General features: G+C 70.9%; 4 protein-coding genes. 1 reads left to right on the top strand and 3 read right to left on the bottom strand.

Translation table 11 applies throughout. The features are described 5' to 3' along the window. Window positions 1-21: 21 nt before the first annotated feature. Complete coding sequence (locus M8I34_RS21260; protein WP_250051239.1) at window positions 22-774, bottom strand: IPT/TIG domain-containing protein; 753 nt, start codon at window positions 772-774, stop codon at window positions 22-24. A 124-nt stretch (window positions 775-898) separates the two neighbouring features. Then, window positions 899-1,570, bottom strand: coding sequence for a hypothetical protein (locus M8I34_RS21255; protein ID WP_250051237.1), 672 nt, complete (start codon window positions 1,568-1,570; stop codon window positions 899-901). A gap of 774 nt (window positions 1,571-2,344) precedes the next feature. On the opposite strand from M8I34_RS21255, the gene M8I34_RS41390 reads away from it, so the two are divergent. Further along, window positions 2,345-11,629 (top strand): Ig-like domain repeat protein, encoded by a 9,285-nt coding sequence (locus M8I34_RS41390; RefSeq protein ID WP_284050608.1) that lies wholly within the window; start codon window positions 2,345-2,347, stop codon window positions 11,627-11,629. A 39-nt stretch (window positions 11,630-11,668) separates the two neighbouring features. Here M8I34_RS41390 and M8I34_RS21235 read toward each other — a convergent pair whose 3' ends face one another. After that, a complete protein-coding gene (locus M8I34_RS21235; RefSeq protein WP_250051235.1) occupies window positions 11,669-12,724 on the bottom strand; it encodes a S1 family peptidase in 1,056 nt (351 codons plus the stop codon). Between the last annotated feature and the right edge of the window lie 545 nt (window positions 12,725-13,269).

The following is a 13,269-nucleotide window of genomic DNA, read 5'->3' as shown; positions in this document are numbered from 1 at the left end:
GTCAGCGGTTCGGGGTGTCGGTCAGATGCCCGGACCGGCCACGTAGGTGAAGCCGGCGACCTCGGTGTCGCTGCCACCGCTGGTGGTCACGGTGACATCGGCGGGACCGGGAGAGCCGTCCAGCGTGGGCGGAGTGACGACGGAGAGCGTGGTGTCGTTGATGACGGAGAACGGTGCGGGCGTGGCTCCGAAGACGACCGACTGGGTGGTGCTGAAGTTGGTGCCGGTGATCGTCACCACGGTTCCGCCGGACGCCGGACCCGAGTTGGGGTTCAGCGTGCCGATGGTGGGCACGTCGACGTAGGTGTAGGACAGACCGTTGTTGGTCCCGCCCGCGGTGGTGACACTGACGCCCACCGGCCCGGCCGCCGCACCCGCCGGTACGGCGACGGTCAGCTGGCCGTCGTTGACCACGGTCGGGGTCGCCGTCGCGGCACCGAAGTGCACCGCGGTGGCGGTGGTCAGACCGGTGCCGTTGATGGTGACGGTATTGCCGCCCGCGGTGACCCCGGTGACGGGGCTGAGGCTGGATTTGAACGGTGCACCGACGTAGAAGAACGACAGCGGATTGCTGGTGCCGCCGGGGGTGGTCACGGTCACGGGGACCGTACCGGTGCCGGACGGGCTGGTGACCGTCACCGATGTGGGGGTGTTGGCCGTGATGGTGGCTGTCTTGGTGCCGAAGCGCACGGCGGTGGCGCCGCCGAGGCTGGTACCGGTGATGGTGACGGTGGTCCCGCCTCCGGTCGATCCCTGGTTGGGGGAGATAGGCATGGTGTTGCTCCTTCATTGCGGTGTGTGAGTGGGAATGACGAACCGAGACCGGACGGCTGGGACCGCCGCGATGGAGATCTGGGTTTGCCCGGTGGAGCATTCGGCCGCTACGTCGGCCGGGCCGTCAGGTGCAGCCGGTGACGCTGCCTGACGGAGCACAGTTGTCCGGGGTGTTGCCGGTCACGGAGGTGGCCAGCAGGACCGCTCCCCCGGAGTTGACATAGATGCCGCCGCCGCTGGAGGCGGTGTTACCGGTGACGGAGCTGGCGGTCAGCGACACGGTGCCGTTGTCGGTGTAGATGCCGCCCCCGGCAACGGCGGTGTTGCCGGTGACGGCACTGGTCAGCAGGGAGACCGTGCCACCCAGGTTCGAGATGCCGCCCCCCGGGAAAGGAGACACCGCACTGCCGCCGCGCACGGTGACCCCCACCGCGCTCAACTCGCCTTTGGTTCCCGGCACGTTCGCGGCCCCTTGGACCTGTAGCACCCGGAAGGCCGGTGCGCTCGGGTCGCGGGCGATGGTGACTCCCATCCCCAGCAGGGTGATCGGAGTGGTGATGGGCGGCAGCCCCACCGGCCCGGTGGGCCCGCTGCCGTGGGCGCTGGTGAGTTGGTAGGTGCAGAACGGCACCAGCGCCAAGGTGTCCCCGCCGGCCGCGTTGGCCGCATTGATCGCGTTCACCAGCGAGGTTTCGCTGCACAGCACGGGAGTCTGAGCGTGCGCCGTGTTCGGGACCGCGACCATCCCCAGGGTCAACGCCAAGGTCAGGGCACAGACACCGGGAATGGAGCGCAAGGTACGGAGAGTTCGCATGACGTCCCCAGGAAGAGGTGACGTGAGCTACCCGCACCGACGATGCCGACCAGCGGCACGGGACGATGCTTCACTTTCTCTGCGGGGGAGGGCACCACCGCGGCGCCAGGGCTGCACCGCCGCCTACTCTCAAGTGGAATCACAGCAAGGTAGGCCAGTTGCTCTCCTCCGAGAGGGTGGGCGGCTCACCGGATTGGATGGCCATCAGTAACCCACCGGAGTGAGCACGCCTGCAACGCCCTTGACGGTTCGTCACTCGGATGGCAGAGCTCGCAACGGTCCGGACTCACAACACCGATGAGCCGGCGCCAGGCCGTTCCACCCCCGGGCCTCGTGCGGCCGATCGGGTGACCCCGCGCCGGGAGTGTTGCCCCCCAACTCGCCGGGTGGGTTACTGAGTTCGTCCGATTCCGGTGGGCCGCCCATCCTCTCCGGGGGAGCAGAAGGCGCCTTGCCTGGTTCGGAGCATCAGTGTGATGACGGTGCGGTCGAGCGCTCCTCCGTTGAGGACATGCCAGGGACCGGCCATGTCGGCACGCCTGCGGCGCCGAATGGTACGGCGGGCCCACGAGCTGGTCTGGAGCCGTCATGCATGCTGTCCGTCCTGTTCGCCCCGTGGACACCACCTGTCTCCGATGTGTGGCCACGGGGCTGGTCCTGGCCCCGGCAGGCCCCTCCGTCCCGCTCCCGGTGTTGCACGGCGGAGCGGCTGCCGCCGCAGCGATCGCCGGGGGAACCGCGTCGGCGGTGACACTGATGCTGACGCCATGCCGGCCGCACGGGCTCATCGTCGTCACCGATCGCGGCGGGAACTGTGTCGCCGTCATCGACCCGGAGTCCCCCGGGACGGTCCGCACACTCGGCGCTCCGGTCGCGCTCACGGCGCAGGGTCCCGCCGACTGCCGGGCGCTCTGCACCCCGGCCGACGGCGCCCTCGCACCGGCAGCGATCGGCAGCGGCGCCCTCCCCGGCGCGTTCGGATTCCGCAACCCGTTCTCCGGCGTCAACCCGTTCTCCGGTGTCTTCCCGGACCAGGGGTCCTACAGCGGCGGCACCCTGGTGACCCTCATCGGGCGCCACTTCACCGGTGCCACGGCGGTGCGCTTCGGTGCCCGTCCGGCGCCGAGCTTCACCGTCCTCGACGACGAGACCATCGTCACGGTGAGTCCCCCGGGCAGCGGGGTGGTCCCGGTCTCGGTCACCACCTCCGGCGGAAGCGCGCACATCGGCTACTTCTATTACCTTTCCTGGCCCGGCCTGTCGGGCATCGTGCCCGCGGCGGGGCCGGTCGGCGGTGGCAATACCGTCGCGCTCAGCGGCGTCAATCTGAGCACCGCGCTGGTGGTGCACTTCGGTGCTGCCGTCACCTTCCCCACGGTGGTCTCCGACCGGCAGATCCTCGTGACCGCTCCCCCGGCCTCGGGGCCCGGCACCGTCCCGGTCGATGTGACGACCATCGGCGGAGTGAGCAACCGGCTGCTCTACACCTACATCGCCGCGCCGTCCGTCAGCCGTGTCAGCCCGTCCACGGGGCCGGTCACCGGCGGCAGCACCATCGTTCTGACCGGAACCGGCCTCGCCCGCGCCACCGGCGTGACCATCGGCGGCATCCCTGCGGCATCCTTCCGCGCATACTCCGACACCCTGATCGTCGCGGTGACACCCCCGGGTGCTCCAGGGCCTGCCGATATCACCGTCACCACCCCCGGGGGCATGGTGACGGTGCTCAACGCCTTCGGCTACAAGGCGGCTTCGGAGACCACCGTCACCTCCGCACCGGATCCGGCCGTCGTCGGCCAGCCGGTGACCTTCACCGCCGCCGTGACGGGGATCCCGCCCACGTCCGGCCCCCCGTCCGGCACCGTCACCTTCGACTTCGGTGACGGAACTGCCGGTGTGACCGTCCCCGTGACGAACGGCACGGCCACGGCCGGTCATGCCTACACGGGACCGTCGGAGATCCCCTATTCCGTCACCGCCGCCTACAGCGGTGACCACTTGTTCCTGCCGTCCACGGGGACGGATCCCCAGGTCGTGCAACAGGCCCCGACCACCACCACGGTGGTCTCCGCACCCGACCCGTCCCTGGCCGGGCAGCCGGTCACCCTTGTCGCGCGGGTGGCCCCCGCCCCGCCGGGAGCCGGTGCGCCGAGCGGAACGGTGACCTTCAACTTCGGCGACGGCACCCCACAGGTCACCCGGCCGGTGTCGGGCGGAGCCGCGACCGTGACCCACGCCTATGCGAATGCCGCCGAGAGCCCGTACCCGGTCACCGCCACCTACAACGGTGACGACAACTTCACTCCCTCCACGGGGACGGACAGCCAGAGCGTCCAGCAGGCGGGGACGACCACCGCGGTGGACCTCGCGCCGGGTGTCTCCGTGGCCGGCCGGCCGGTGACCGTCACCGCGACGATCACCGCCGTCCCGCCCGGAGCGGGCACACCGACGGGCACCGTCACCTTCGACTTCGGCGACGGCACCCCCGCCGTCACCACACCACTCACCAACGGCGCCGCAACCACTGCCCACACCTACACCGACACCTCGGCCAGCCCTTACACCGTCACCGCCACCTACAACGGCGACGGGAACCTCACGCCCTCCACGGGGACAGGAAGTCAGACGGTGGCCCAGGCCGCGTCGGCGACCAACGTGGCCTCCGTGCCCGGCACTTCGACGGTGGGACAGCCGGTGACCTGCACGGCGACGGTCACCGCCGTCCCGCCCGGAGCGGGCACACCCACCGGCACCGTCACCTTCGACTTCGGCGACGGCACCCCACCCGTCACCACACCACTCACCAACGCCACCGCAGACACCACCCACACCTACACCGACACCGCCGACAGCCCCTACACCCTCACCGCCACCTACAACGGCGACACCAACTTCACCACCTCCCTCGACACCACCACCCACACCGTCCAACAAGCCGACACCACCACCGAACTGGCCTCCGCACCCGACCCCGCCACGGTGGGACAGTCCACGACGTTCGTCGCGAAGATCACCCCCGAGGCTCCGGCGGCCGGTGCGCCGACGGGTACGGTCACCTTCGAGTTCAGCGACGACACCCCGCCCGTGACGGCACCGGTGGCGGGCGGCACGGCGACGGTCACGCACACCAATCCCGAGGTGACGGACAGCCCGTACACGGTCGCCGCCCACTACAGCGGCGACGACAACTTCGCTCCCTCCACGGGGACGGACAGCCAGGAGGTCGCCAGGGCCGTGTCGGCGACGGCGGTGCGCGCCGTACCGTCCCTCTCGGTGACCGGCCAGGTGGTCACGTTCACCGCGACCGTCGAGGCACTGCCGCCCGCCGCGGGCACACCGACGGGGACGGTCACCTTCGACTTCGGCGACGACACCCCACCGGTCACCGCACCGCTCGCCAACGGCACCGCGGACACCACCCACGCCTACACCAGTGCGTCGAGCAGTCCGTACACGGTCGCCGTCGCCTACAGCGGAGACCTCAACTTCCTCGACTCCACCGGCACGGACCTCCACAGCGTCGAGCAGGCAGCGACCACCACCACGGTCACCGCCTCACCCGACCCGTCCGTGACGGGAGAGTCGGTGACCGTCACCGTGACACCCGCCGCACCCGGCTCCGGGCTCCCGACCGGTCCGGTGACGTTCGACTTCGGCGACGGCACCCCGGTCCTCACCGCCCAGCTCGTGGCGGGCGCGGTCACGGTCACCCACCCGTACACCAGCGCGGCCGGCAGCCCGTACACCATCTCGGCCGCATACGGCGGGGACGCCGACTTCGCCGCGTCGGCGGACACCATTTCCCATACCGTCGCGCCGGCCGCCACCACCACCGCGGTGACCTCGTCGGCGGATCCCTCGGCGGTGGGCCAGAGCGTGACGTTGCGGGCGAGGGTGGCCCCCGTTCCGCCGGGTGCCGGTGCCCCGACGGGCACGGTCACCTTCGACTTCGGCGACGGCACAGCGCCCGCCACGGCGCCGGTCTCCCACGGCATCGCGACGGTGACCCACACCTACACCAGCACGGTGGGCAGCCCCTACAGCGTGGCGGCGACATACGGCGGTGACGGGGACTTCGCCGGCTCCACGGGGGCGGCCGTCCAACGCGTGGAGATGAGCGTGTCGACCACGTCGACGTCGGTGAGCTCCGCACCGGACCCGTCCGTCGCCGGCGGGTCGGTGGCCTTCACCGCGACCGTCGCGGCCGTCCCGCCGGCATCGGGCACACCGACCGGAACCGTGACCTTCGAGTTCGGCGACGGCACCCCGGCCGTCACTGTCCCGCTCGCGGGCGGCACGGCGGCCGCCGGCCATACCTATACGGCCGCCGCAAGCCCCTACTCGATCACCGCGGCCTACAGCGGTGACGCCGACTTCGCGGGTTCGTCCGGCATCGACACCCAGACGGTCTCCCAGGCCTCTTCGTCGACCACGGTGAGCTCCGCTCCGGACCCCGCCATGACCGGCGAGCCGGTCACCTTCCTCGCCACCGTCACGTCGGCGGAGGCGGGCGCCGGAACGCCGACCGGTTCGGTCGTCTTCGACTTCGGCGACGGGACCGAGGCACTCCGGGCACCCGTCGTGGACGGGACGGCGACCACCGTCCACGCCTACACCGGCACCTCCGACAGCCCGTACGCCGTCACCGCCACCTACGACGGTGACGCGAGCTTCACCGGTTCCGCGGGAACCGACACCCAGACCGTGCATCCGGCGGTCACGTCCACCACCCTCTTCTCGTCGCCGGACCCGTCGGTGGCCGGCCAACCGGTGACCGTCACCGCGACCGTCGCGGCCGTTTCCCCGGCGACGGGTGCTCCGACGGGCACGGTCACCTTCGACTTCGGCGACGGCACCCCGGCCGTGACCACCATCGCCGTGGCCGGTCTGGCGACGGTCACGCACGCGTACACCGCCACGGGCAGCGGCCCCTACGCCCTTACGGCCACGTACAGCGGCGACGCCGACTTCAGTCCTTCCGCGGGCGCCACCTCGCAGACCGTGCTCCAGTCCGCAACGGCCGTCACGGTGGCCTCCGGTCCGGACCCGTCGGTGGTGGGCCAGCCGGTGACCGTCACGGCGACGGTCGCACCGGCGCCGCCCGGAGCCGGTGTGCCGTCCGGTACGGTCACCTTCGACTTCGGCGACGGCACCGCTCCCACCACGGCGCCCCTGGCCGGTGGAACCGTCGTGCTCACCCACGCCTACACCGCGAGTCCCGGCAGCCCCTACACCATCACCGCCCTGTACAACGGAAGCGACGACTTCACTTCCTCGGTGGCCACGGGGACCCAGTCGGTCCTCCAGGATGCGACGACCACCACGGTGGCCTCGGCGCCGGACCCGTCCGTCGTCGGCCAACCCGTCACGTTCACCGCGACCGTGGCGGCGGCGGAGCCTGGCGGCGGCTCACCGACCGGAACGGTGACCTTCGACTTCGGCGACGGCACGGAGCCGGTCGGGGCGCCGGTCCTCGCAGGTGTGGCGACAGTGGAGCACGCCTACACCGCCCCCTCCAGCGGCCCATACACCGCCACCGCCACCTACAGCGGCGACAGTGACTTCACCGCTTCCGGTGGTACCGCCACGCAAGCCGTCCGTCGGGCGCGGTCCGCGACCGAGGTCACCTCGTCGCCCGACCCTTCGGTGGCGGGCCGGCCGGTGACCGTCACCGCGACCGTCTCGGCGGTCGCACCGGGAGACGGCACACCGACGGGCACGGTCACCTTCCACTTCGGTGACGGTACGGCGCCCGCCACGGTTCCGGTCACGGCCGGCGTGGCAACGGCCACTCACACCTGGGCCGGTACGTCGGGGAGTCCGTACGCCGTCACGGCCGACTACAGCGGAGACGGGGGATTCACCGCCTCCACGGGAACCGGAACCCAGACCGTCACCCCCGCCACAACCACCACCACCGTCACCACCTCACCCAACCCCTCGGTCCCAGGCCAACCCGTCACCCTCACCGCAACCATCGCCCCCGTCCCACCAGGAAACGGCACCCCCACCGGAACCGTCACCTTCACCTTCGACGACGGCACCACCCCCGCCACCGCCACCCTCACCGCAGGCACCGCCACCCTCACCCACACCTGGACCAACACCTCAGCCACCCCCTACACGATCACCGCCGACTACAACGGCGACACCGACTTCACCCCCTCCACCGGCACCACCACCCAAACCGTCATCCCGAACACCACCACCACGACCGTCAGCGGGCTGCCGGAGCCGTCGGTGACGGGCCAGCAGGTGACGTTCCTCGCGAGGGTGACGCCGGACGCACCGGGGGACGGATCGCCGACGGGGACGGTGACGTACGACTTCGGCGACGGCACCGCTCCTGTCGTCGCCTCGGTCGCGGAGGGTGTGGCGACGACCGTGCACGTCTATACGAGTACGACGGGCAGTCCCTACACGGTCACCGCGGCCTACAGCGGCGATGACGATTCGCTCGCCTCCGTGGGCAGCGAAACACACACCGTGCGGCCTGCGTTGTCGACCACGGTGCTCAGCTCGTCGCCCGATCCCTCGGTGGCCGGGGAACCGGTGACCGTCACCGCGACCGTCTCGGCGGTCGCACCGGGAGACGGCACACCGACCGGCACGGTCATCTTCGACTTCGGCGACGGCACCCCCGCCGTCACCGCACCCGTGACGGACGGCGTGGCCGGCATCACCCATGTCTGGGCCGGTACGTCGGGGAGTCCGTACGCCATCACGGCCGCCTACAGCGGAGACGGGGGATTCACCGCCTCCACGGGAACCGGAACCCAGACCGTCACCCCCGCCACAACCACCACCACCGTCACCACCTCACCCAACCCCTCGGTCCCAGGCCAACCCGTCACCCTCACCGCAACCATCGCCCCCGTCCCACCAGGAAACGGCACCCCCACCGGAACCGTCACCTTCACCTTCGACGACGGCACCACCCCCGCCACCGCCACCCTCACCGCAGGCACCGCCACCCTCACCCACACCTGGACCCACACCTCAGCCACCCCCTACACGATCACCGCCGACTACAGCGGCGACACCGACTTCACCCCCTCCACCGCCACCACCACCCAAACCGTCGGCCAGGTGTCCTCCGAGATGACCCTGGTTTCCTCGCCGAACCCGTCCGTGGCCGGACAGGAGGTCACCTTCACCGCCCGGGTCTCCGCCGTACCGCCGGGCGTGGGCACCCCGACCGGCACCGTCACCTTCGACTTCGGCGACGACAGCGCGCCGGTCACGGCTCCGGTCTCCGACGGGGTGGCATCCGTCGCCCACGCCTACGCGGGTACATCCGGCAGCCCGTACACGGTCACCGCGGCCTACGGCGGGGACGCCGACTTCTCCCCCGCTGCCGTCACCGACGTCCACACGGTGTCGGCGAGTGCCGCCACCACGGTGACCACGGTGGAATCGTCGCCGGATCCCACGGTGTCGGGGCAGCCGGTGACCTTCACCGCGACCGTGGCACCGACCCCGCCCGGCGCCGGTGTACCCACCGGCACCGTCGCCTTCGACTTCGGGGACGGCACCACCATCACGGCACCGCTCTCCGGCGGCGCGACGACCGTCACCCACACCTACACGAGCGCGTCGGGAAGCCCGTACACCGTCACGGCGAACTACAACGGCGATTCCAACTTCAGCTCCTCCTCGGGCACGGACACCCAGACGGTCGCGCCGGCATCGACACTCACGACGGTGACCTCCGCGCCGGACCCGTCGGTGGTCGGCCAACCGGTGACCCTCACCGCGACCGTGGCGTCGGCCGGGTCAGGAGCCGGTGTGCCGACCGGCACGGTCACCTTCGACTTCGGTGACGGCACGCCGACCGTGTCGACGACGCTCTCCGGCGGCACGGCCAGAACCACCCATACGTACACCAGCACCGACGGCCCCTACACGGTGACCGCGAACTACGACGGGGACGCCGGCTTCGTGTCCTCCAGCGGCAGCGACACCCACACCGTCAACAGGGCGGCCACCACCACGGCAGTTTTCTCCTCCCCCGATCCCGCAGTCGTCGGCCAGCCCGTGACCGTCAGCGCCACCGTCGCCTCCGTCGCCCCAGGAGCCGGTACCCCGACCGGCACCGTCACCTTCGACTTCGGCGACGGCAGCCCCTCCGTCACCACTCCGGTCAGCGGACTGGCCGTCGTCACCCACACCTACACCGGCACCTCCGGCAGCCCGTACACCCTCACGGGCACCTACAACGGGGACGCGAACTACACCTCCTCCAGCAGTACGGATACGCAGTCCGTCAGCAAGGCCGCCACGACCACGGCAGTTGCCTCCTCCCCGGACCCCGCAGTCGTCGGCCGGCCCGTGACGCTCACCGCCACGGTCGCCTCCGTCGCCCCAGGAGCCGGCACCCCGACCGGCACCGTCACCTTCGACTTCGGCGACGGCAGCCCCTCCGTCACCACTCCCGTCAGCGGTGGTCCGGCCACGGTCACTCACGCCTATACCGGCGCCTCCGGCAGCAGTCCGTACACCATCACGGGCACCTACAACGGGGACGCCGACTTCAGCGCCTCCAGCGGCACCGACACCCAGACCGTCAACCGGGCGGCCACCACCACCGCAGTAGCGTCCTCCCCCGACCCATCCGTAGCCGGCCAATCGGTCACCCTCACCGCCACGGTCGCCGCACTCGCACCGGGAGCAGGCACCCCGACCGGCACCGTCACCTTCAGCTTCGGTGACGGCACGAACTCCACCACCGCCACCCTCTCCGGCGGCACCGCCACCGTCACCCACACCTACCCGACCCGAACCGGCAGCCCCTTCCCCCTCACCGCCACCTACAGCGGAGACGCCGACTTCAGCGCCTCCAGCGGCACCGACACCCAGACCGTCAACAAAGCCGCCACCACCACCGCAGTAGCGTCCTCCCCCGACCCGTCCGTAGCCGGCCAACCCGTCACCCTCACCGCCACGGTCACCGCACTCGCACCGGGAGCCGGCACCCCGACCGGCACCCTCACCTTCAGCTTCGGCGACGGCACCACCTCCACCACCGCCACCCTCTCCGGCGGCACCGCCACCACCACGCACGTCTTCAGTGGGACTTCCGGCAGCCCGTACACCGTCACCGCCGCCTACAACGGAGACGCCCACTTCACCGCCTCCAGCGGCACCGACACCCAGACCGTCAACAAAGCCGCCACCACCACAACCTTGGCCTCCGCACCCGACCCGTCAGCGGCCGGCCAATCGGTCACCCTCACCGCCACGGTCGCCGCACTCGCGCCAGGAGCAGGCACCCCGACCGGCACCGTCACCTTCAACTTCGGTGACGGCACGAACTCCACCAGCGCCCCCCTCTCGGGCGGCACCGCCACCGTCACCCACACCTACCCGACCCGAACCGGCAGCCCCTTCCCCCTCACCGCCACCTACAACGGGGACACCCGGTTCACCACCTCCAGCGGCACCGACACCCAGACCGTCAACAAGAGCATGACCACCACCACGGTGACCTCCACTCCCGACCCCTCGGTGGTCGGGCAGACGGTGACCGTCAAGGCGACCGTCGCCTCCGGGGCCGGGGCGCCGAGCGGGACGGTCTCCTTTGTCTTCGGCGACGGCACGAGCCCCGTCACGGCAGCCCTGTCCGGCGGCACCGCCACCGTCACCCACACCTACACCACGACCACGGGCAGCCCGTTCACCCTCACGGCCGCCTACAGCGGGGACACCAGCTTCACGGCCTCCACCGGCACCGACACCCAGACCGTCAACCGGGCGGCCACCGCCACCGCCGTGATCTCCACGCCGAATCCCTCGACCACGGGTGACCGGGTGACCGTCACCGCGACCGTGGCGCCCGTTGCCCCCGGTGCGGGCACGCCCACCGGAACCGTCACCCTGGCCATCACCGGGCGTACTCCGCAAACCGTGGCTCTCACCAATGGCACGGCCACCGCGACGTTCAATCCGCTGCCCAAGGGCACCCACTCCGTCACCGCCAACTACAACGGCGATGTCGGATTCGCTAGCTCGACCGGGACCGCCGTCCAGACGGTGCCATGAGGACCGCGGTCACCGGCCGCTCAGCAGGGGCTCCGGCGATCAGCCGATGTGCGATCCGCTCTTCTCGAGGGCCTCGCGCACGGGCTGGTAGAAGGACTCGCCGCCGAAGAGGCAGTCGCCCCTGCCGCCCGAGGTCAGGCCGAGTGCGGTGTCGCCCTCGAAGAGCGGGCCGCCGCTGTCCCCGGTTTCGGCACAGACGCCGGCCTGGATCAGACCGTCGACCGACCCCTCCTGGTAGTTGGCGGTCACCTCGACCGCGGTGATGTCACCGCCGTGGATGTGCGTGCTGCTGCCGCTGCGCTGCACCTTCTCCCCCACGATCGGATCGCCGACCGCGGTGATGGCCTGCATGCGGCCGTTGTAGAGGTCCACCTGGCCGGGGTGCACGACGTCGTCGGCGGTATGCCTGGCGATCCCGAAGTCGTCACCGGGGAAGGTGCCGGTCTCCGTCACGGCGATCTCCGGGCCCCTTTGGGTGGCGGACCAGCTCCGTACCGCGTTGGTGCAGTGCCCGGCGGTCAGGAAGTACGGCTTCCCGCCCTTGATGACGTTGAAGCCGAGCGAGCAGCGCGCGCCGCTCCCCCAGATGGCATTGCCACCGGCGATCAGCGGCCGGAGCGTGCCCGCCGATTGCCGGAGGGCGGCCCGGTCACCGAGCGAGGTGGCGACGCTCTTGAGCTGCTTCAGGCGGTCGCCCGTGACCGTACGGTCGGCGACGATGACCACCTGGTTGGTCTTGGGGTCCATCGCCCAGGACGTCCCCGGGATCGTGGCCCTCGCCTTGAGGGTCGCGCGGGCGGCGTTCAGCGAGGTGAGGGAATGCTTGACGATCCTGGCGTCGGCGCCGGCGCCCCGGGCCTTGTCCGCGGCGGCCGCGGTGGTCACATTGACGATGAGCTTGTGGTTCCGGGCGTCGTAGTAGAAGCCCGCCGCGTCGGCGCCGAGGGCGGAGCTGATGTCCTTGGCGCGTTGTGCGGCGGCAGTGGCCGTCGGGGGCTCCGGGGCCTCGGCGGGAGCGGCTTGGGCGCTCGGAAGGGTAAGTGCGGCGGCGATCAGGGCCACCACACCGGCGCCTCCGAGGACGGTGCGGGACATGGGTGCGCTTGTGTGCTTCAACTCAAGACCTCTGGTGTGGGGTTGGGCCCGCGGTGGATGTCCGAGTCCGCGGGAAGCAGGCTTTCCCCCTCCGTTAACCGAGTTGTTCATTCATTCCTGTGCCCGCTGCGCGCTACACCCCTCCGGCCACAGGTCCGCAGGAATCACCTGGACGGCCGGTGGCGCAATCGGCCGCCGTCCGGATAGGGCGGCGCCCCTTCTCCACCGGTTCCCCGAGGAACGAATTCGAGGTATTCACCAACGGCCTTTGTTCCATGCGCTGTTCCATGACGTCCCATGAATGGCCAAGTGCCACGATCCACATACCGCCTCTGACCCATTGCTGCGGACGGGGCGCAGGAGGCACTGGTCCGTACGAGTGAAATCGGGGCGGCCTCCCTATGCATGGGACGTGTCGTGGTGGGTCAATCGAGCTATCCGCGCGACGGGCCGCCCATTCCTCCGCACGGGCCGGATCAGTCCTTCCATCCGATCCCCCGGGCGCCCCTACCCGCGCACCCCTGCGCATGTGTGTGGTGGTCACG

This window comes from Streptomyces sp. MCA2, assembly GCF_023544705.1.
In the GTDB taxonomy this organism is placed as follows: domain Bacteria; phylum Actinomycetota; class Actinomycetes; order Streptomycetales; family Streptomycetaceae; genus Streptomyces; species Streptomyces decoyicus.
Note: the sequence above shows the minus strand (reverse complement) of the source record. Positions and strands in the feature narration are given on the sequence as shown.